The organism is Leuconostoc fallax (genome assembly GCF_004354645.1).
Classification (GTDB): Bacteria; Bacillota; Bacilli; order Lactobacillales; family Lactobacillaceae; genus Leuconostoc_B; species Leuconostoc_B fallax.
Genome location: NZ_PUFI01000014.1, coordinates 217,752 through 240,213 on the forward strand (window position 1 = coordinate 217,752; position 22,462 = coordinate 240,213).

A 22,462-nucleotide genomic window follows, 5' to 3' on the forward strand; every position below is an offset into this window, starting at 1 on the left:
AACAGCATGGGACGTTTTTGTGATTTTAAAGCGATAAATATAGGAGATTGATATGAAATATAAAGATACATTGAATTTGGGAAAAACTAAATTTCCAATGCGAGGCTCATTGCCAAAAACAGAACCCGAACGTCAAGCTAAGTGGTATGCGAATGATTTATATCATGAAAGATTAACTCAAAATGAGACGAAACCTCATTTTAATTTACATGATGGACCACCTTATGCCAATGGAAATATTCATTTAGGTCATGCTTTAAATAAAATTTCTAAAGATATTATTGTTCGCTATAAAAATATGACAGGCTTTTATGCTCCCTATGTTCCAGGATGGGATACGCACGGGTTGCCTATTGAACAGCAATTAACTAAAGCAGGGCACGATCGCAAATCAATGCCAAAGTATGCTTGGCGAAATTTGGCTCGTGACTTTGCTCTGGAACAAGTGAAGAAGCAAAGGCAAGACTTTAAGCGCTTGGGTGTACTGGCTGATTGGGATAAGCCTTATATTACATTGCAACCAGAGTTTGAAGCAGCGCAAATTCGTGTTTTCGGTGATATGGCAGATAAAGGCTATATTTTCAAAGGTGCTAAGCCTGTTTATTGGTCATGGTCATCTGAATCAGCTTTGGCTGAAGCTGAAATCGAGTATCATGATATTGAGTCAACTTCTTTATTTTATGCCAACCGTGTTAAAGATGGTAAAGGTATTTTAGATAATAATACCTATCTCATTGTATGGACAACGACACCATTTACAATCACAGCATCACGTGGTATCACACTGGGACCAGACTTTGAGTATGCAGTAGTTCAACCAGCCAATGATGATCGAAAGTTTGTTGTGGCGGCTGGATTGTTAGCTGAAAGTGCTGAACGTTTTGGCTGGAATGATTATGAAGTTGTCGCAACACATTTAGGTAAAGAATTAGATCGCATTACAGCACAACATCCATGGGATCAAAATGTTGAAGAATTAGTGATGAATGCTGATCATGTTACATTGGATTCTGGAACTGGATTAGTGCATACGGCACCTGGATTTGGTGAGGATGATTATAATGTTGGTAAAGCATATGGTCTACCAGCAGATGTTACAGTTGATGCTAAAGGCTTTATGACTTCAGAAGCTGGTCCTGACTTAGAAGGCAAGTTCTATGATGATGTTGTTGATATTGTGATTGATAAATTAAAGCGTGCTAATTTGTGGATGGCAACAGAAAAAATAACACATTCATATCCATTTGACTGGCGTACCAAGAAACCTATTATTTGGCGAGCGGTACCACAATGGTTTGCATCAGTTGATCAGTTCCGCCAAGACATTCTAGATCAAATTGATCAAGTTAATTTTTATCCTGAATGGGGTAAGAAACGTCTCTACAATATGATTCGCGATCGGGGTGATTGGGTTATTTCACGCCAGCGTGTTTGGGGCGTACCATTGCCAATTTTTTATGCAGAAGATGGTACGGCAATTTTAGATCGTGATATTATTGAACATATTGCCCAGCTATTCGAAAAACACGGTTCAAACTATTGGTTTGAGCACTCAGCTCAAGAGTTGCTCCCAGAAGGATATACCAATGAACATTCTCCAAATGGTGAATTTACCAAGGAAGAAGATATCATGGATGTTTGGTTTGATTCTGGATCTTCATGGAATGGTGTCTTAAATACACGTTCAGAGTTAGATTATCCCGCTGATGTTTATTTGGAAGGTTCTGATCAGTATCGTGGTTGGTTTAATTCTTCGTTGATTACTTCAGTAGCAGTTAATGGTGTGGCACCTTATAAGAATGTTATTTCTCAAGGATTTACGATGGACCAAAACGGCAATAAAATGTCTAAGTCATTGGGAAATACTATTTCACCATTAGAAGTTGCAGATAAGATGGGAATTGAAATATTACGATTGTGGACGGTAACAGTTGATACGTCAGCTGATATGCCAGTTTCAAATGATATTTTAAAGCAAGTTTCTGAGAGTTATCGAAAGATAAGAAATACTTTGCGATTCTTACTTGCAAATACAACAGATTTCAATCCAGAGACAGATAGTGTCGCTTATGATGACTTGGCAGCTCATGACCAGTATTTTTATACGTTACTTAACGAATTGGTTAAAGATGTGCGACAAGCCTACGATACTTATCAATTTAAAGCGGTATTTAATCGCTTGATTAACTTTATTAATGTTGATTTATCAGCATTTTATCTTGATATTGCTAAAGATGTTGTTTATGTTGAAGCACCAACAGGACATGTACGTCGTTCAATGCAGACCGTATTCTATAAGACTTTGCTTGATTTGGTCAAGTTACTCTTACCAATTTTGCCACATACGGCAGAAGAGGTTTGGGAATATTTGCCACATGAAAATGAGGCTTTTGCATATCTAGCAGATATGCCTGAGGTGGAGAACTTAACTGGTGCTGAAGAACTATTAGCACGTTGGCATCAGTTTATGAAATTACGCGATAGTGTAAACAAGGCGCTAGAGCAAGCACGTGTTAATGAATTAATTGGGAAAAATTCTGAGGCAGCGTTGACACTGTTTGTAACTGATGAACAAGAAGCGTTATTAAATTCTCTAAATGCAGATGTTCGCTTAATTTTGATGACATCACAATTACATGTTTATCCAGCTAACCAAGCTGAAAATGCGACAGATTATGATGGCTTCTTAATTAATGTGGCACATGCTAAAGGTGCAGTATCACCACGTGATCGTATGTATCACGAAGATTTGGGCGCTGATCCAGCGTTTCCTGAATTATCAAAGCATGAAGCTGAAATTATACGTGAATTCTATCCAGAAGCTTTGGAGGAAGGATTCGAATAAAGAAGAGCGGCTCGTAGAGCTGCTTTTTTCGATTTGAACCATGGTACAATACACATATGAATAATATTGAAAAAATTAGAACATTAACGGATTTAGATACACATACTGTACTTGAAACAGTGCCAATGCGCATTGATGAGTATAAAGCGGTGTGTCATGAAAAGACAGCTGCTTCTGTATCAATACTTGAAAAATTAAGTTTACTATTTTCAGAGCAACTTGATCAAAAGGGAAGTCAGGTTGCTTCAACAAAGCACCCGATTCATATTAGATTATCGGCAGATTATTTGTTGAATTTAGGCATTACGATTTCTGACTGGATTAGTTTGAAATGGGCTTTTGAGAGTGCATGGCATGGGGAACAGTTGGCTGTTGCTTTCTTTATTGATGGTAATTTAGAACGCTTAGTTGTAACATCTGAAGAGTTTGTTGAAGCCTTTGCTGGATACCTCATTTTACAAACTAATGGACAATTTGAGCCATATATTGATGAGTTTAATGATAATCAAGTTTATGATTGGCGTCTTGTAAGATTAACACAGTATAGTCAGCAATTATCAGAGGTCAACTGGCAAGATGTAACGGCACAATTCATTAATAGTACATTACCTGTCATGAATCAATAAAGTGGACTAAAAGACGTTTATTTTAATAAACGCCTTTTTATGCGTAAAAGAAATAATATGCAGTAATGAGATGTATAAAGGTAAAATAAGCTTGAATAAATATTTATAGCTAGGTATGATAAATTATGTTTAATTATATTTAATATTCGCATCTTAGGAGAATACATATGGGAAATAAATTATTTAAAAAAATTGGTGTGATTTTAGCAACATTAGGGTTGTTAATCCCATTATTAATGGCGACAGCACCAGTTGCAAGTGCGCAAGAAACAGATCCTGCACTAGAAAAAATACAAAAAAAGGGCACATTAGTTGTTGGACTATCAGCTGATTATGCACCTTTCGAATTTCATTCGACCGTTAATGGCCAAGATAAGATTGTTGGGTTTGATGTATCCATGGCTCAGCAGATTGCTAAAGATTTAGGCGTTAAATTGGTCATTAAAGAAATGGGCTTTGACGGGTTAATTGGTGCGCTACAAACTGGAAAAATTGATATTATTATTTCAGGTATTGTTGATACACCAGAACGTCAAAAAGTTGTAGATTTCTCAAAGCCTTATCTTTCTTCAAAGCAAACTGTATTGATTATGAAGAAAAACGAAAAGAAGTTTACAAATAATATCAATTCGTTCGATGGTCAAAAAATTGGGGCTCAACGTCAAACTACACAAGAAACTTTTGCCAAAAATGATATACCAAATTCTAAAGTTGTTAGCCTACAGAAAGTACCTGATCTTGTATCACAGTTGTCAGCAGGTAAGGTTAACGGTGTTGTTCTAGCAAGTCCCATTGGTGAAGCTTATGCGCAACAGAATAAGGCATTTAAATTGATTTATCCAAAGCCATCTTCTTCCGAAGGTAGTATGGCTGTTGCAATGCCAAAGAATTCCCCAGCATTACAAGCAAAAATCAATGCAACAATAGACGATATTAAGAACACTAATAAGTTTGAAAAATTCCAAAAAGAAGCCAACAAGTTAATGTTTGCCAATGATTCTTTTTGGGCAAAGTACGGTAATTTATTTATTAAAGGAACATTGTACACATTAGCCTTAGCTGCGATTGCGGTGATTGTTGGTGTTGGTTTGGGTACAGTACTTGCCTTGATGAAGTTGTCACGTGCTTTCATCTTAAAGGCTATCGCGAATATTTATGTTGAATATGTCAGAGGTACGCCGCTCTTGGTTCAGGCATTCATGGTATTTTTCGGAACACAGGTTATTGGTCTTAATTTGAGTGCGTTTGCTGCCGGAGCGTTAGCCATGGGACTTAACTCAGCAGCCTATGTGACGGAAATTATTCGTTCAGGTATTAATTCTGTTAGTGCCGGTCAAATGGAAGCGGCACGATCACTTGGTTTGTCTAATGGTAAAACAATGCGCTATGTTATTTTGCCACAGGCTGTTAAAAATATATTACCAGCGTTGGGTAATGAGTTCGTGACAGTTATTAAGGAAGGTTCAGTAGTCTCAGTGATTGGTGTAGGTGAGTTGATGTTCCAAACAGGCGTTATTCAAGGCGCATCATTTAAGCCATTTTTCCCACTGTTAATTACATCAGTTATTTACTTTGTTTTGACGTTTAGTATTAGTCGAGCATTAGGATTTGCTGAAAAAAGAATGGCACGTAGTAGTCGATAAGAAACATATATTGTAAAAGGCATAATACATCAGTATTATGCCTTTTTTTGTATAAAATTGAATAAAAATGATGATATTCATCGTTTTGGTGTATAAACAGAGAATTGTGTTGTATAAATAAAACAAAAGCGTTAAAGTAATAATATACAAAACAAACAGGAGGAAACGTATATCTGATCTTTTGACAGAAATGCGATTAAATATTATGACAGAGAAATTAGTTTTAGCTTATTCAGGTGGATTAGATACTTCGGTTGCTATTCCGTGGTTAAAAGAAAAAGGATATGACGTTATCGCTGTTGTCTTAGATGTTGGTCAACATGGTAAGGACATGCAGATGATTCAAGAAAAGGCATTGACGGTTGGGGCGATTCAATCTATTGTTATCGATGCCAAGTTGGAATTTGCAGATCAATATGTTGCGCCAGTGATTAAAGCTAATATGCTTTATGAAGGTGAATATCCTATGGTATCGGCATTGTCTCGTCCGCTCATTATTAAGAAGTTGGTCGATATTGCACATGAAAATGAAGCAACGACAATTGCACACGGTTCTACAGGACATGGTAATGATCAAGTGCGATTCGAGGCCGCAATTCATGCATTAGATCCAGATATGAAAATTGAAGCACCAATTCGTGATTTCCAATGGTCACGTGAAGAAGAGATTGAGTACGCTCATGCACATGATGTGCCAGTGCCTATTGACTTAGATTCACCATACTCTATTGATGAAAATTTATGGGGACGTGCTAATGAAGCTGGGATTCTAGAAAATCCATGGCATCAGGCACCAGAAGATGCTTATGCACTAACAAAGGCTATCGAGCATACACCTAACGAAGCTGAATTTATTGATATTACATTTGCAAAAGGTATTCCCGTTGCTTTGGATGGTGTTGAAATGCCACTATCTGACTTAATTATTAAGGTTAATGAAATTGCCGGTGAACATGGTATTGGTCGTATCGATCATATTGAGAATCGTCTTGTTGGGATTAAGTCACGTGAAATTTATGAGGCGCCGGCAGCAGCAGTTTTGATGACAGCGCACAAAGATTTGGAAGATTTGACGCTCGAAAGTGATGTGGCACATTTTAAGCCAATTGTTGAGCAACAACTCGCTAACCTAACCTATGAAGCTAAGTGGGTTTCACCATTATTCGATTCATTAATGGCCTTTATTGATGCTACTCAGAGTACAGTGAATGGTATTGTAAAGATGAAGTTGTTCAAGGGAAATGCGATTGCAGTGGCACGTCAATCAGCAACAAACTCTTTGTATGATGAAGATTTGGCAACATATACATCTTCTAGTTCATTTGATCAAGCAGCAGCCGTTGGCTTCATTAAGCTATGGACGTTAGGCAATACAGTATATGAACAAGTCAATCATGTACATTCTCAAAAGAAAAAGATGAAAGCGGAGATTTAATGTCAGATAAACTATGGGGCGGACGTTTTACCGCCAAAGCAGCAGAATGGGTTGATGAATTTGGCGCTAGCATTCATTTTGATCAAAAAATGGCAGCAGAAGATATTGAAGGTTCTCTGGCACACGTTAAAATGTTAGGTAAGCAACAAATTATTACAGCAGATGAAGCTCAAAAGATTACTGAAGGCTTGGAGCTACTACAACAAGATTTGTTGAATGGACAGTTAACATTTGATGTTAAAAATGAAGACATTCATATGAATATTGAAGCGCTGCTAACAGAAAAAATTGGGTCAGTTGCTGGTAAATTGCATACTGCACGTTCTCGAAATGATCAAGTCGCAACAGATTTTCATTTGTGGGTGAAGCACCGTCTGCCTCGTGTTTTAGATGCCTTAGATGAGTTACAGCATGAACTTGTTCAATTAGCTGATAAGTATAGTCATACGGTTATGTCAGGATATACACATTTACAGCATGCCCAACCTATAACTTATGGACACTATCTGTTAGCCTATTTTGAGATGTTCCAACGTGATTATGAACGTTTCGAATTTAATCAAAAACATACGAATATATTACCTTTAGGCGCTGCAGCTTTAGCCGGTACAACATTTCCTATTGATCGTGCTTTCGTTGCTGAACAGCTTGGATTTAATCAAATTTATCACAATTCTTTAGATGCAGTATCAGATCGTGATTTTGCTTTGGAATTTCTCAGTAATTCATCAATATTAATGATGCATTTGTCACGAATGGCTGAAGAAATGATCTTATGGTCAACCTACGAATTCAACTATATTGAAATCTCAGATGACTTTTCTACTGGATCATCAATTATGCCACAAAAGAAAAATGCAGACTTTGCAGAGTTGGTCAGAGGTAAAACGGGAAGAACTTTTGGGTCACTCATGGCGTTGCTGACAACCATGAAAGCACTACCACTTGCTTACAACAAGGATATGCAAGAGGATAAAGAGCAGGTCTTTGATGTTATGGATACTGTATTGGCATCTATCAAAATCTTTACGGGGATGCTAAACGGTTTAACAGTTCATGAAGAACGAATGCTTGAAAGTACAACACATGATTTTTCCAATGCAACTGAGTTAGCTGATTACTTAGCAACTAAAGGTATACCATTCCGTGAGGCGCATGCAATTGTTGGCCAATTGGTTCTACAAGGCATTCAACAGAACACAGCATTACAGGATATGTCCCTTGAAGTACTACAACAAGCTGCCAGTGTTATCGATGAAGATATTTATCAGGTGTTGGACGCTAAAGTAGCTGTTGATCGTCGTGTCTCATTAGGTGGTACAGCGCCTTCTAATGTACAAAATGAAGTTCAACGTGCATTAAATATCTTGCAGGAGCGGACACTATGACATCACATTTTCAAGGTAAAAGTTTTTTAAAAGAAATTGATTTTAGTACAAATGAATTAATGTATTTAATTGATTTTGCTGCCCATCTAAAATCGCTTAAACAGCAAAACATACCACACCCTTATTTATTAGGGAAAAACATTGCACTCTTATTTGAAAAAACATCAACTAGAACACGTTCTGCTTTTACAGTCGCAGCAAATGATTTGGGTGCGCATCCAGAATACTTAGGTAAAAATGATATTCAATTCGGCAAGAAAGAGTCACTATTTGATACGGCTAAAGTTTTAGGTAGTATGTATGATGCCATTGAATACCGTGGTTTTAGTCAAAATACAGTAGATGGATTAGCAGAATATTCTGGTGTTCCTGTGTGGAATGGGTTGACAGATGAGTGGCATCCGACGCAAATGTTGGCTGATTTCTTAACAATTAAAGAGCATTTTGGTAAAATTGAAGGGTTAACTTTAGCTTATTTGGGTGATGGCCGTAATAACGTTGCCAATTCGTTACTAGTGACGGGGGCTATTCTAGGCGTCAATGTGCATATTGTTGCACCAAAAGCACTACAACCAAGCACTGACATTCAAGCTATTGCAGAGTCAAAGGCACAAATTTCAGGTGCTGACTTAATGATTACAGATGATGTAGATCAAGGGGTCAATGGAGCTGATATTTTGTATACAGATGTATGGGCTTCGATGGGTGAAGAAGAAAGTTTTGCCGAACGGATTCGTTTGCTTTCTCCTTACCAAATTAATCAAGCCTTAGTTAAAAAAACAGCGAATTCAAATACCATTGTATTACATGATTTACCTGCTTTTCATGATTTAAAAACACAGATGGCACAAGATATTTATGCTAAATATGGTGTTTCAGAGATGGAAATTACAGATGAAGTTTTTCATGCACCGTATGCTTATCAGTTTCAACAGGCAGAGAATCGCTTGCATACAATTAAGGCTGTAATGGCTGCAACTTTAGGGAACTTATTTATTCCAAACCAAATTTAAAAAGCCACCATACGGACGTGTGGTGGCTTTTTAATATGATTATTTTATTTTAAGCTGTTGAGGTAAATCAGCCGATGGTGTCACATATAATGTCTGTTGCCCTTCAAAAATAACAAAACCAGGCTTAGCGCCATTGGGCTTTCTGAGCTTCCCAGCAGGTAAGTAATCAACAGGCACATTAGCTGACTCGCGTGCTTTACTGAAATAAGCTGCGAGTTGTGCCGCTTCCATTAATGTTTTATCGCTTGGATTATCGTCATGAATAATGACATGCGATCCAGGTATTTTTTGAACATGTAGCCAAATATCGCGTCGATTAGCTTGTTTTAAAGACAATCGTTCATTTTGTAGGTTATTTTTACCAACTTCAATTAAAGCACCATCAGTACTCATAAAACGATCTGGTTTAGATATTTTTGGCTTTTGCTTTTTACGCTTATTTTGTCGAATATAACCTTCACCAATTAATTCTTGACGGATGTCGTCAATATCTTTTGGAGAGGCAACATCCAATTGGGATAAAATAGTTTCGAAATAATCAATTTCTTTATCTGTTAGCACGAGTTGTTCATCAACATAGGCTACGGCATTTTTTAATTTGCGATAACGATTAAAATATTTTTCGGCATTTTTAAGACCATCAAGTTTCTCATCTAAAGGAATTGTCAAAAGCTGATTATTATCATAATAATTCTCGATAGCAACTTTTTTCATTCCTTTTGACACAAGATGAGGGTAAGTAATGAGCAAATCGCCCATTACTTTGAGTTGATTAGCATTATCCGCATCGGCCAATGTTTGATTTAATTTCTTTTTCTTATTTTTATTTTTTTTCAATTCATTCTTAATAATGCGAATAAGTGTACCGGCTTGCTGATTCACTCTTTCTCGTTCGGCTTTACCAATATAATAGGCATCGAGTAGTTCACCTAAACTTTGATAAGACTGTTGACTACGGTAAGTATTAGGCCAATTAAAAGCGGAAAAGCTCAATGATTGATCCGATTTAATACCTAGTGTTGGTGATAGGTTTTCAAATCCTGATAACCAATCTTTGGCTTGTTGCATGGTATTCGTGGCATTTTTTAATGCTAATGCCAGAGATTGAGCACTTTCTTTGCTAAATCCCTGATAAGTAGACTGAATGACTTTTGCCCAGTCTTCAGAAGGGTTATCAAGAACAAGTGGTGCTAATTTATCTAAACTTGTAAAGGGATTAATTAGATTTTGTTGTGGTGGTAAAGTGTATGTTGCGCCTGGCATTAATGAACGAACACGGTTTTGATCGGCAGGAACGTGCTTGATTAAATCAAGGATACGTTGATCTTGTTGGCGAACAAGAAAGAGATTGGAGTGGCGTCCCATCATTTCTAAGGTGAGGCGTACAGATTGAATATCTCCTAATTCGTCACGAGTATTAACGAAAAAGTTAATAATACGATCATTATCAATTTGTTCAATACTTTGTATTTTAGCGCCTTCTAAATATCGGCGTAAAAACATGACAAAATTAGGCGCAACCTGTGGGTTTTCGTAAGGGATGAAAGAAATTTGCGCACGGGCATAAGTAGGGTGAGCACTTAATAGGAGCGGGTAATTTGTACTGTTGTTACGGACAACAAGAACAATTTCATTAGGATAGGGTTGGTGTACTTTTGTAATTCGACCGCCTACAATCAGTTCATTTAATTCATGAACGAGGGCATGCGTAAAGAGACCGTCTAATGGCATTATAGAGACTTCCTTTTGTTATTTTAGTTAATGTTGATGTATTAGCGACGATAATATATTTATGCGCTTTATATATGTCATGATACTAATAGAGCGTAACATATTTAATCATGGATTCTCCACTATAAGTTATGTACTTTATGATAAATGAAAAGTATCTTAAGATAATTTAATTGAATAAAAAAACCTGTTCGATATGAACAGGCCAGAAATCATTTATTACTTCTTGTCAACAACTTGTTTCCCGTTGTAAACACCAGAAGGTGATACGCGGTGAGAAACACGGTATTCACCGGTCGTTTGATCCAAAACAATACTTGGAACATTCAAACCAATATGACCGCGACGATTGCGCTTGTGTGACTTAGAATTCTTGTTAGATGGGGTAGCCATAAAGCACACCTCCTTTCGTTTAAATTACTTAACGTATTTTGCCAAACGTGACTTGTCACGGTTAGCCTTGTTCTTCTTGATCAAACCTTTTGAGTAAGCACGATCAATAGCTGAAATGGCTGCTTTGTGTACTTCTTCTAGATTATCAGCATTGTCATTTACAGCTTTTTCAAACTTTTTAACAGCTGTACGATAAGCACTGAGTTGAGGTTCATTGCGGTCATGTTGCTTCTTTGTTAGACGGACGCGTTGAATTGCTGATTCAATAACAGGCATATGTCTTTTCTCCTTAAATTTAATACGGGTTTAAAGTTAATCTGTTGATTAACGACGCAAACCGAGGCGTTGGATTAGTTCACGGTAACGCGGAACATCTGTGTTACGGAGGTAACGCAATAAGTTACGACGGTGACCAATCTTCTTCATCAAACCACGTTGTGAGTGGAAATCATGTTTGTGAATACCCATATGAGTATTTAATTCGTTGATGTCGGCAGTCAAAACTGCAACTTGTACTTCAACTGAACCCGTATCGCCTTCGTGGCGAGCATATTCCTTAATGATCTCGTTCTTACGTTCTTGTGTAAGGGCCATATCATTAACCACCTTTCTAATTTGTCGCCATAATCCGAGAAAGACGACAGGTGAGACGTCAATCGCAGAGAATGGTCGAGTTGTTGATACAACAAATTTAATTATACAGAATATAAAATAAAAGTAAAGTTTAAGTGCTTTTTTTAGGGAAAATGCTAGTATGGCGGGAATCAGTTCAATCGCTTAAGGCTATAATGGTGTTCATTTCAATTTGAAATGATGGCGAAACATGTCAAACAACAATGACAAAGTGTGATAAAATTGGATAGTTAAAAGTTAGTACGTAGAGTTTGTTTTGAACGTACATTATATAATGAAGACTAATTTAGGAAATATACTTATGCAACTTGAATTCTTAGGAACTGGTTCAGGACAACCATCAAAATTTCGTAACGTTACAAGTATTGCACTTCGTCTACTAGAGGAGAGAAATGCGGTATGGTTGTTTGATGTCGGTGAAGCAACACAACATCAAATTTTGAAAACAACGCTACGGCCCCGAAAAGTTGAAAAAATATTTATTTCTCATTTACATGGTGATCATATTTTTGGTTTGCCTGGATTCTTGAGTTCACGCTCTTTTCAAGGTGCTAATAGAAATGAACCTTTAACAATCTACGGACCAAAGGGTGTTCAAGATTTTGTGAAGACTGCTTTACGTGTGTCGGAGACACGATTAACCTATCCAGTTCATTATGTTGAGACGACGAGCGGTATTATTTTTGATGATGATACATTTACCGTTGAAGCCCTACCTTTGAAACATCGTATTGAAACATGGGGATATCGAGTGACGGAAAAAGACCATCCTGGTGAATTGCAAGTTGATAAATTACAAGCAGCACATATTCCGGCTGGTCCCATTTATGGTCAATTGAAGGCTGGCAAGCAAGTCACATTACCAGATGGCAGGATAATTAATGGCCAAGACTTTATTGGTCAGGCACAAAAGGGTCGAATTATTACCTTTATTTTGGATACACGGCCAAACGATAATAGTCTGCAGTTAGCGCATAATGCAGACGTGTTAGTACATGAAAGTACTTACGGTAGTAGTCCAGAAGAAAATAAAATGGCCAAGGCTCACGGACACTCTACGAGTTTAAATGCTGCTAAGACGGCGATTCAATCTCATGTTGGCACGTTACTCTTAACCCATCTGTCAGCACGCTATATTGGGCCACAAGTTAATCAATTGATCCACGATGTACGTGATGTCTTTCCAAATACACGCGTCGTACGTGATTTTGATATTATTGAAATTCCATTTAAGAAGGTAGGCAATGACACAAAATAATTGGAAAATTTTACCAAAACCTAATCCAAAGGTTGTAGATGAATTAGCATCACGGTTGGATATTAGTCGGCTTACAGCAACTATTGTGGCGCAGAAGGGCTATACAGATGCCGAGAGCGCATATCAATATTTGTCGCCTAGTATTGAACAATTACACGATCCAATGCTGTTACATGATATGGATAAGGCAGTAGAACGGTTACAAGATGCAGCATTTGGTGGCGAAAAAATCGTTATCTATGGTGATTATGATTTAGATGGCTTAACCAGTACAGCTGTGATGTATGAGGCCTTGGCTATCTTGGGTGCGGATGTTTCCTATTATATTCCTAATCGATTTAATGACGGCTACGGTCCTAATAAAGCCGTTTATCAAAAATTAATTCAAGATGGTGCGCAACTTATCGTCACAGTTGATAATGGCGTGACTGGTTATGATGCTGTTAATTGCGCTAAAGCGTTAGGTGTTGATGTCATTATTACCGATCATCATGAGCTTGCACCAACATTGCCTGAGGCGTACGCTATTGTGCATCCCAGACATCCTGAAGGGCACTACCCTTTTAATGATTTGTCAGGCGTTGGTGTTGCTTTTAAAGTTGCACAAGCGTTATTAAGCGATGGGGAAGCAATAACAGATATCAGCCAATTACCCACGGAAATGCTTGATTTAGTGGCTATGGGTGAAATTGCTGATATGGTTTCGTTAACTGATGAAAATCGTGTTTTGGTGTCATTGGGACTCAAGCAAATGAACGATAGTCCAAGGCCGGGTATTCAATATCTTTTGAAAAACGCTGGGCAGGCCAAAAACCAACCCGTCATTTCAGAAACGGTGTCTTTTAAAATAGCACCACGATTGAATGCAGTTGGCCGTATGGGAGACGCTTCATTAGGGCTCGATTTGCTATTAAGTCAAGATCTAGATGAGTCAAAAGCTTTAGCTAAAGAAGTTGAAGCGATTAATAAGCAACGGCAAGAAGTCGTTGAAAAAGTTTTTTCAGAAGCTAAATCTTTAGCATTATCACCACAATATCAGAATGATAAGATATTGTTATTAAGTGGTGAAAATTGGCATGAAGGTATTTTAGGCATTGTTGCAAGTCGTATTGTGGAATTAACAAAGAAGCCGACGATTATCCTCAGTCAAAAAGATGATATATTAAAAGGGTCTGGACGATCATATGGTGCATTTGACCTATATCAGTTTATGGCGCTATTTCGAGATACGTATACTACATTTGGCGGTCATGCCAGTGCCATTGGGTTATCGTTGTCTGTAACATCTTTGGCAACATTACGTGAAAAAATCAAGGCTAAAAATAGTACAATTACCTTAGTGACTAAACCAATTGAAGTTAATTTATTATTACCGTCTGATACGATTAATAATAGTACGTATGAATCACTGACCTTGTTGGAACCATTTGGCACAGATAATCAACGCCCTGTTTTTGTATTTGAAGAACCTAAAATTATGAACGCGACGACGATGGGTAACTTGAAACAGCATGTTAAATTATCCTTAGCTAATTTGCAATCTGATGTCGAGGCTGTTGGTTTCAACCATCCGGATTGGGTACCAGTTGTAACACAGTCCACTAATATTTCGTTTGTGGCAACAATTGGTACAAATTACTTCCGTGGTCGGCAAACATTGCAATTGATGATGCTGGATATTAAACATGTGGCTTCAAACGATGACATAACGGTTAAACAACGTTTTGCAATGACTTATAAATATATCATGCAACATCAAAGTTTAAATTTTGCGCACCATTTACCTGATGTCGCGTCGCAACTTGGTGCTTCAGTAAGTGATTTGAAAGTTGTTGTACAAGTGTTTTTGGAGTTGGGATTTGTTAAAATCGATAATGGCTTCGTCAAAATTATTGAAAATGCACCACAAAAAGCATTATCACAATCCACAACTTATTTACGCTATTTTAATAAAGTAAAATAGCGTGTGTCATTTTTAAATAAAACGTGTACTTATAAAGGATTAAATGATAAATGGTAGACTTACATAATTACATTGCAACTGTGAAAAACTATCCAGAACCTGGTATTAGTTTTAGAGACATTTCACCGTTAATGGGAGATGGCGTGGCTTATCGGCAGGCCATTAATGCTATTGCTGATTTTGCTAAGGATTTAAATGTTGATTTAATTGCAGGTCCTGAATCGAGAGGATTCATTGTTGGCTCACCTTTAGCTTATACTATGGGTATTGGTTTTGTCCCTGCTCGTAAGGGTGGTAAATTACCGCGTAAAGCCATTCAATCAACTTATGAATTAGAATATGGCGGCGTTAACGTTTTGGAAATTCATGAGGATGCTATTCAACCAGGCCAACGTGTTTTGATCGTTGACGATCTTCTCGCAACAGGTGGGACAATTAATGCGACACGCGAAATTATTGAAAAATTAGGTGGTATAGTTGCTGGCGTTGCATTTATTATTGAATTGAACGATCTAAATGGTCGTGACAAGATTATGTCAAGTGGCGAAGTACCATTCTTGTCATTAATGACATACTAATAAAAAGACGTATCGGATATCCGGTACGTCTTTTTATGTGAGATTGTTAAACAAGTTTTGGTGACTTTTTAGAGAAAATTGTGTGCGCAGCTGGTAGGTTGGTTGGTGGTGTTTGCGCATCGGGTTCAAATAAAGCTTTTAGATCTTGTAAAGTACAATTTCTAAAACATTCAGCCAGATTTTGACGATAGTTCTCAATTAAAATACTAGGTGTTGTATGTGCAATATTATCTTTGACATAAGATTGTTCAGCAATTAAGGCATTAATTGTATCGATATCCATTCTGTTATGAAGGAAATCATCTGTATCCATATCCAAAAATTCAGCAACCTCTTGAACTAAATCTTCACTGTAATCTTTGTGTTTTGCTACTAATGCTTCTTGCATGTGCATCAAAAAATGGCGTGCCTTTTTATTACCTTCTAGCTGTGCTGCTTTAAAATCAAGGGCTAGTCGATAAGCAAGTTGCTGACGATTAACAGGTGGTTGTTGTGCCATTTTGATTTGTTCATGTTTAGAAAATGACAAGAATTGCTCGTCAATGACAGGAACAAAACGCAAGTGCATAACGCGCTGATTACTGTCGATGAGATATTGCAAGTACTTCTCTAGTTCTAAGCACTGCTTTGTTAATAATTGATCAAAGTGATAGACGTCTAACATAGTGATTTCTCCTAATACTTATATATAAATATTTGATATGATGATTTTTACCATATAAATTGTAACGCCTTCATGATAAGTTGTCGATGAATAAGTCTCAGATGAATATGTTTCGTGTTAAAATAATGAAGTATGAAAAACTTTTAACACACTCATAGGGGGTGTCAGAATGAATTGGAACACTTTTTTTGTGCCATATCAGCAAACGGTTAAAGAATTAAAAATTAAATTAAGAGGGCTACGCGCGCAATATGAAATGGATGGTGAAGATTCGCCAATAGAATTTGTCACAGGACGTGTCAAATCAAAAGCGTCCATAGAGGAAAAAATTATTCGCCGTCATTTGAAAGAAGAGCGGTTAGCTTTAGACTTACAAGATATTGCAGGTCTACGTATTATGACAAAATATGTTGAAGATATCTACCAAGTTGTGGACATCTTACGGCAAAGAACAGATTTCAAGATTTTAGAAGAACGAGATTATGTCACAAATGCTAAGCCATCAGGCTATCGTTCTTATCATATTGTAATCGAATATCCTGTACAAATGTATAATGGTGAGAAAACAATTTTAGCTGAAATTCAAGTGAGAACCATGGCAATGAACTTTTGGGCAACCGTTGAACACGATTTACGTTATAAACACGGCGAAGAATTGTCAGACGATATTGCACAGCGATTAACAGGATTATCTGAAATGACATTTGCACTTGATCAAGAATTATCTGAAATCCGTTCGTTAGAATAAATTCAAATGGGGAATATACACTATGCGTATAGGAATCTATCAAAATGATGGTCCCATCAGTCATAAAGTTGCTGATGAATTAGCCTTAGCGTTACGTCAGCATGGTATTGCATTAGATAACAAAACGCCCGATGTGGTGATATCAGTAGGCGGTGATGGGACGCTACTTGGTGCCTTTCGTCATTATATTAATCAAATCCATACCATCCGATTTGTTGGTTTGCATACTGGCCATTTAGGATTTTATACTGACTGGTTAAGTGATGAAATTCCAGCGTTAGTAGCAGCGTTAGTGCATGATAATGGACAAAGTGTAGATTATCCTTTATTATCATTAACTGTTGAATATGACAATGGCAAGCGACAAGAACACTTGGCTTTAAATGAAGCAGTGGTCAAACAACCCATGGGAACACTCGTTGCCGATATTTATTTAGGCGGCGAGTTATTTGAGCGTTTTCGAGGTGATGGTGTCTCTGTATCAACACCAACAGGCTCAACGGCTTATAATAAGTCTAATGGTGGGGCAGTGTTACATCCTAATCTTTCGGCTATTCAAATGTCGGAGATTTCATCGCTGAATAATCGTGTTTTTCGAACCCTTGGTTCACCTTTAATTGTACCTAAAGGCGAAGAAATTATCATAGAACCAGCTCACTCAAATTTTGCTTTGATGTTTGATCAAGGGATGATAGCGACAAATCATGTGAAACGCGTACGCTTTAAAGTTGCAGAACAAAGAGTACACTTTGCAGAATATCGTCATGTTAATTTCTGGCGACGTGTACATAATTCATTTATTAATGATATAGAATAACGGAGAAAATTGTGAAATTTACTTGGACATATCAAGGAGAAGAATTACGTAAGGTACGGACATTTTTACAAGGGCATGGGGTTTCCCATCGAATGTTTAGCCGAATGAAACATCATGGCGGTGCTATTTTGGTGAATGAAAAGCCAGTCTATACCTCTGATTTTTTAAAGCAGGGTGATAGCGTAACAATCATTATGCCTGTTGAAGAAAGTAATGACTTGGTGGTACCAGATTATCGACCAATGGATATTATTTTTGAAAATGAACATTGGCTCATTGTTAACAAACCTTTTGGTGTCACAACAGTTCCGGGACATGCAGATCGTTTGCATACGCTTGTTAATCAAGTGAAAGGCCACCTAGAAGAAATTGAAGCAGAAGATTTGGTACCACACGTTGTGACACGCTTGGATCGTGATACTAGTGGCTTGGTTTTGTTGGCAAAACATCGTTTTGCACATGCTGTTTTAGATGACCAGTTACAACGCCATGAAGTGGAGAAGTTCTATGTAGCTTATCCTAGTGGTATTTTGGAACAAAATCATGGTGAAATTAATGCACCGATTGGTCGTATGGATGGTGATTTCATTAAAAGAGAAGTACGCGAAGATGGGAAACCATCATTAACAGAATATTGGGTGGAGGACGTGATTGGTGCGGATACGCCTCATCCAATGACCAGAGTTAAAGTGCAATTACACACTGGTCGTACACATCAAATTCGTGTACATTTTTCAAATATTGGGCATCCTTTAGTCGGTGATGATTTATATGGTGGGCCATTGGTCCATAATATTCAACGCCAAGCGTTACATGCATATCATATGCGTTTTTATGATCCATTCGTTGAACAATATCGAGAATTCGAAACAGGGCTACCCGATGATTTGACGGCGTTAAATATTCAAAAATCATAAATCATGTATTGGAGAGGTAATGGCAGAAGAACAAAATCAACAATTAGAAGTGGCTATTCAACATCTTTCTGATCTATTACATTCAGGGCAGGATGAAACTTTTAAAGATAGTTTTGAAGCCTTACATGAATATGAAATGGGTCAAGCCTACGCAGGATTACCTGACCATTTAAGGTCTGTTGCATGGCGCTTATTAGATATTGAATTATTGGCGATGGCCTTTGATAACTTAGACAGTAATGATGATGAAACAATTGCATTACTTTTAGAAATGCCACCACAAAAGGCCGTTCAAGTATTGCGGAGCATGTACGCCGATAACGAGGTCGATTTATTGCAACAACTATCTTCACGTCAACTTGCCACGTACCTGAGTTTAATGCCGAAAAAAGAAGCTGAAGGTGTGCGTAACTTAATTGACTATGAGGAACAAACTGCCGGTTCTTTGATGTCAACGGAGTATATGGCAGTTGAAGAAGAGCTATTGGTTGGCGATGTGATGCAACTTGTTAAGAGGCATGCCAACGAAGCAGAATCGATTAGTTATGTTTATGTATTAGATAATCAAGCAAGATTAGTTGGGGTGATTTCTTTACGTGACTTGCTAACGCATCCTGATAAATTACGCGTTTCTGAAATTACTAATCCGCGTGTCATTAGTGTGAAAGCGGGGGATGATCAGGAAGATGTTGCTCAAATTGTTGCTGATTATAATTTTGTGTCCATTCCTGTAACTGATGATGATGAACACTTATTAGGTGTTATCACAGTTGATGATATTTTGGATGTTATTGGTGAAGAAGCGGTCGAAGATTATTCTGGATTGGCTGCGGTTAACGTTTCTCAAGTGGATGATTCTTTTTGGCAATCAGCGATTAAACGAATTCCTTGGTTGGTGGCATTGCTGATTTTGGGTATGTCTACAGCAACGCTCATTAATCATTTTGATGGATTAGTTCAGAAAGCTTCAATCTTAGCTGTCTTTATTTCTCTGATTACAGGAACGGCTGGAAATGCTGGTACACAAGCACTGGCGTTAGCCGTTCGACGTATTGCGATTGGTAATACTAAAACACCAGTCAAAACCTTTTTGAGTGAAATGCTAACAGGTGTGGTGGTTGGTGTTGTCACTGGATTAGCTGTATTTTTAATTGTGACCTTTTGGAAACACAACATGGAATTAGGATTAGCAGTTGGGTTAGCTATGATGATCGCTATTATGGTAGCAAATTTGGCCGGCTATTTAATTCCAGTTGCAATGGATCGTTTAGGTTTAGATCCAGCAGTTGCCAGTGGACCGTTTATTACTACACTATCTGATTTGACGTCGGTTTTAATTTATTTCTCAGTCGCACAATTATTCATTTCGCATTTTATAGGTAAATAAAAAGTGTTGGTCTAAAACCAACACTTTTTTGTTTATTCAATTTTAAAAATAGGCTGAATTTGTTGCGCAAAGCTACCATCAGGATCATAGACAAAAGTAGCATAATCGTGCCAGTACTTATCAGATAAGATAATGGGCTCAGCTATATTATCTGGTATAAACGCTCTAGGGATACCACCATTCTCAGATAAGGGGCCATCATAATTGTTAATGAAGTCCTGCATTTTCTTTTCAATAACTAATGCCTGCGGACCAAACCAATTATAAGGTTCACGATGTATGCGTTGATCATCAATAGCTGTTGTTTGTGTTGTACTGATTGGATGAATGAGTGATACAAATTCAATTTTATATTCAAATTGATCTGCTATGGGTGTGACATCTATTAAATTGACAATAGCTAAGGCTACTTCATTGGGCAGATTAAGCTGTTGTTGATGATCAGCTGCTAACATTAATTCGCCACGATAATCAGTATTATTGTGTGTTTTGAATTGTTGTTGTTGTCCAATTAAAATCGGCAACAAAGATTGGCTTGAAATTTTTAATAGTCGCATATTAGTCCTGTATGTTAATGAATTGGAATTTATCAAAATCGAATAGACCTTGATCAGTAATTTTTAGACTAGGAATAACAGGTAATGCCATGAAAGATAATGTTAAGAATGGATCAAAATCAATATCAGATAGCGTTGAAAAGGCAGCTAATAACTGTTGGTTAGTCTTAATTGCTTTTTGATAAGGTTGATCTGACATTAAGCCACCAATTGGTAATGGCAATGTTGTGACTTGATGCTGTGCGTCTACAACAACCAAACCGCCACCAATTTCTCGCAGTGTATTTGCTGCAATGATCATGGCTTCGTCATCACAACCGGCAATAATCAAATTGTGCGAATCATGGGCAATTGTTGAGGCAATGGCACCACTTTGAATGTTAAGACCTTTAATAATACCGATACCGTAACCTAGTTGGTGATATCGTTCCGCTACGACAACTTTGGCATAAGTGGCATTGGGGATGAAATAACCGTTTTCGACAGGGACGTTCGTGATCAAATGCTCCGTTGTAATGTGATGGGGCATAATACTGATAACATGTGCTGGACGATCAGCCTGTAATGGTAAAGATAAATCCGATAATGATAATTTAAAGTTGAGTGCTTGGTTAGCAATTGTTGTAACAGTTGAATCATGATCATGGTTGAGCCAGTGACCGTCAACCATGACCTTCTTTGCTTCAAAATGCTTAATATCGTTAAATAACACTAAATCTGCAACATAACCATCTGTTAAGGCGCCAACATTTTTGATGTGATGCGCTTTAGCGGCATTAAAACTTGCCATAGTAAATACAATAGCAGGATCAAGTCCCTTTTGGAGTGCTAAATTAACGCTGTAATCAATAGAACCTTCATGTTCGAGGTCGGTTGCTGATTTGTCATCTGTAGCAAATGAGAAAAATTGTTGATTAGCTACGTTAATGGCTGGTAAAATAGCAGCTTCATCACGTTCAACGGTACCTTCACGAACAAAGACACTAAATCCAGCATTCACTCTATCAAGCGCTTGGGCAGCATTTTCGCTTTCATGATCAGTATCAATACCATATTGTCGATATGTGGCTAACTGTTCGCGGCTCAAGCCAGCAGCATGACCATCGACATGCTTATTAGCAGCCAAGGCATCGTTGATTTTTTGATGCATATCTTCATCTTGATTAAAGACAGCAGGAAAATCCATAACTTCAGCCAAACCATTCACTTCAGGTACACTATAAAAAGGTTTTAAAGCAGCAGCATTTAATGTGGCACCTGCATGTTCAAATGGCGTGGCAGGTACTGAGGAAGGTAACATATAATGAATATGTAGTGGTGATTGACGTGCGTCTTCTAACATGTACTGTATGCCTGAAATACCAGCAACACTAGCGATTTCATGCGGATCAGCAAAGATACGTGTTACACCTTTTTTAAGGACTAACTTTCCAAATTCACTTGGTGCCAATAAAGAACTTTCAATGTGCAGATGCGCATCGATAAGACCGGGGATAATATATTGATGATTAGCATCAAAAGTTGCTTTTGCTTTATAAGTTAAATTAGCACCACGGTAAAAGATTTTGCCATCATTAATCCACAGTTCAGTATCATCAAATTTTAAATTGAAAACATCTAATACTTTGGCGTTGATGATATGCAAATCAACAGTTTGTGTCATGAATTATTGCTTCCTTTTGTTTTTTTTAGTTTATCATGATTCTGATAATTCAGAACATTAATTTATAGCAATAATGGCTTTGAATATTTAGCATGATGTCTATACCAATTTAGATTTTTTATTTTGACATCATGTTATTTGTCTTATACAATAGGCATTGTTAGATTTTAAAATAACATACCAATTAAAAACGAGGTATCAAT

General features: G+C 37.4%; 20 protein-coding genes. 13 read left to right on the forward strand and 7 right to left on the reverse strand.

The genetic code is table 11. The annotated features are described in order from the left end of the window. Window positions 1–52 precede the first annotated feature (52 nt). The 6 genes from ileS (at window position 53) to argF (ending at window position 8,950) form a co-directional block, all read left to right on the forward strand. A complete protein-coding gene (ileS, locus tag C5L23_RS05395; protein WP_010007733.1) occupies window positions 53–2,845 on the forward strand; it encodes an isoleucine--tRNA ligase in 2,793 nt (930 codons plus the stop codon). A gap of 56 nt (window positions 2,846–2,901) precedes the next feature. Further along, window positions 2,902–3,471, forward strand: a complete 570-nt coding sequence (locus tag C5L23_RS05400) for a hypothetical protein (protein WP_010007731.1) — start codon at window positions 2,902–2,904, stop codon at window positions 3,469–3,471. Between the two features lie 167 nt (window positions 3,472–3,638). Next, window positions 3,639–5,114, forward strand: a complete 1,476-nt coding sequence (locus C5L23_RS05405; protein WP_133264406.1) for an ABC transporter substrate-binding protein/permease — start codon at window positions 3,639–3,641, stop codon at window positions 5,112–5,114. A 205-nt stretch (window positions 5,115–5,319) separates the two neighbouring features. Next, the gene (locus C5L23_RS05410; protein WP_029508646.1) at window positions 5,320–6,549 is read left to right on the forward strand and encodes an argininosuccinate synthase; all 1,230 of its coding nucleotides are present in this window, start codon (window positions 5,320–5,322) and stop codon (window positions 6,547–6,549) included. Then, on the forward strand, window positions 6,549–7,937 hold the full coding sequence (argH, locus tag C5L23_RS05415; protein WP_010007723.1) for an argininosuccinate lyase: 1,389 nt from the start codon (window positions 6,549–6,551) through the stop codon (window positions 7,935–7,937). The genes C5L23_RS05410 and argH overlap by 1 nt, the downstream gene beginning before the upstream one ends. Beyond that, complete coding sequence (argF, locus tag C5L23_RS05420) at window positions 7,934–8,950, forward strand: ornithine carbamoyltransferase (RefSeq protein WP_133264407.1); 1,017 nt, start codon at window positions 7,934–7,936, stop codon at window positions 8,948–8,950. The genes argH and argF overlap by 4 nt, the downstream gene beginning before the upstream one ends. 39 nt (window positions 8,951–8,989) lie before the next feature. On the opposite strand, the gene C5L23_RS05425 is transcribed toward argF, so the two are convergent. The 4 genes from C5L23_RS05425 to rpsO form a co-directional block, all read right to left on the reverse strand. After that, on the reverse strand, window positions 8,990–10,681 hold the full coding sequence (locus C5L23_RS05425) for an NFACT RNA binding domain-containing protein (RefSeq protein WP_133264408.1): 1,692 nt from the start codon (window positions 10,679–10,681) through the stop codon (window positions 8,990–8,992). Window positions 10,682–10,900: 219 nt separating this feature from the next. Continuing rightward, complete coding sequence (gene rpmF / locus C5L23_RS05430; RefSeq protein WP_010007721.1) at window positions 10,901–11,074, reverse strand: 50S ribosomal protein L32; 174 nt, start codon at window positions 11,072–11,074, stop codon at window positions 10,901–10,903. Window positions 11,075–11,098: 24 nt separating this feature from the next. Then, window positions 11,099–11,350 carry a 30S ribosomal protein S20 gene (gene rpsT, locus C5L23_RS05435; protein ID WP_010007720.1) on the reverse strand — a complete coding sequence of 84 codons (252 nt, stop codon included), beginning with the start codon at window positions 11,348–11,350 and terminating at the stop codon, window positions 11,099–11,101. Between the two features lie 48 nt (window positions 11,351–11,398). Continuing rightward, on the reverse strand, window positions 11,399–11,668 hold the full coding sequence (gene rpsO, locus C5L23_RS05440) for a 30S ribosomal protein S15 (RefSeq protein WP_010007719.1): 270 nt from the start codon (window positions 11,666–11,668) through the stop codon (window positions 11,399–11,401). A gap of 340 nt (window positions 11,669–12,008) precedes the next feature. Between rpsO and rnz the strand changes: the two genes are divergently transcribed. Genes rnz through C5L23_RS05455 form a run of 3 tightly spaced genes read left to right on the forward strand, consistent with a single transcriptional unit; the run spans window position 12,009 to window position 15,506 of the window. Beyond that, the gene (gene rnz, locus C5L23_RS05445; RefSeq protein ID WP_010007718.1) at window positions 12,009–12,965 is read left to right on the forward strand and encodes a ribonuclease Z; all 957 of its coding nucleotides are present in this window, start codon (window positions 12,009–12,011) and stop codon (window positions 12,963–12,965) included. Beyond that, the gene (gene recJ / locus C5L23_RS05450; protein ID WP_010007717.1) at window positions 12,952–14,928 is read left to right on the forward strand and encodes a single-stranded-DNA-specific exonuclease RecJ; all 1,977 of its coding nucleotides are present in this window, start codon (window positions 12,952–12,954) and stop codon (window positions 14,926–14,928) included. The genes rnz and recJ overlap by 14 nt, the downstream gene beginning before the upstream one ends. 50 nt (window positions 14,929–14,978) lie before the next feature. Then, entirely contained in the window at window positions 14,979–15,506 is a 528-nt protein-coding gene (locus C5L23_RS05455; RefSeq protein ID WP_010007714.1) for an adenine phosphoribosyltransferase, read from the forward strand. A gap of 46 nt (window positions 15,507–15,552) precedes the next feature. Here the strand turns inward: C5L23_RS05455 and C5L23_RS05460 are convergent, their stop codons facing one another. Further along, complete coding sequence (locus C5L23_RS05460; RefSeq protein WP_010007713.1) at window positions 15,553–16,170, reverse strand: DsbA family protein; 618 nt, start codon at window positions 16,168–16,170, stop codon at window positions 15,553–15,555. Between the two features lie 169 nt (window positions 16,171–16,339). Between C5L23_RS05460 and C5L23_RS05465 the strand changes: the two genes are divergently transcribed. From C5L23_RS05465 to mgtE, 4 genes are read left to right on the forward strand one after another with little or no spacing between them, the layout of a single operon-like run. After that, a complete protein-coding gene (locus C5L23_RS05465) occupies window positions 16,340–16,918 on the forward strand; it encodes a GTP pyrophosphokinase (protein WP_010007711.1) in 579 nt (192 codons plus the stop codon). 22 nt (window positions 16,919–16,940) lie between these two features. Beyond that, complete coding sequence (locus C5L23_RS05470) at window positions 16,941–17,735, forward strand: NAD kinase (protein ID WP_010007708.1); 795 nt, start codon at window positions 16,941–16,943, stop codon at window positions 17,733–17,735. Window positions 17,736–17,746: 11 nt separating this feature from the next. Next, on the forward strand, window positions 17,747–18,652 hold the full coding sequence (locus C5L23_RS05475; RefSeq protein ID WP_010007707.1) for an RluA family pseudouridine synthase: 906 nt from the start codon (window positions 17,747–17,749) through the stop codon (window positions 18,650–18,652). Between the two features lie 19 nt (window positions 18,653–18,671). Further along, window positions 18,672–20,039, forward strand: coding sequence for a magnesium transporter (gene mgtE / locus C5L23_RS05480; protein WP_010007706.1), 1,368 nt, complete (start codon window positions 18,672–18,674; stop codon window positions 20,037–20,039). A 32-nt stretch (window positions 20,040–20,071) separates the two neighbouring features. Here the strand turns inward: mgtE and C5L23_RS05485 are convergent, their stop codons facing one another. Together C5L23_RS05485 and ade are read right to left on the reverse strand one after the other, a co-directional pair. Then, window positions 20,072–20,596 carry a hypothetical protein gene (locus C5L23_RS05485; protein WP_010007705.1) on the reverse strand — a complete coding sequence of 175 codons (525 nt, stop codon included), beginning with the start codon at window positions 20,594–20,596 and terminating at the stop codon, window positions 20,072–20,074. A gap of 1 nt (window position 20,597) precedes the next feature. Further along, entirely contained in the window at window positions 20,598–22,259 is a 1,662-nt protein-coding gene (gene ade / locus C5L23_RS05490; RefSeq protein WP_010007703.1) for an adenine deaminase, read from the reverse strand. Window positions 22,260–22,462: the final 203 nt, after the last annotated feature.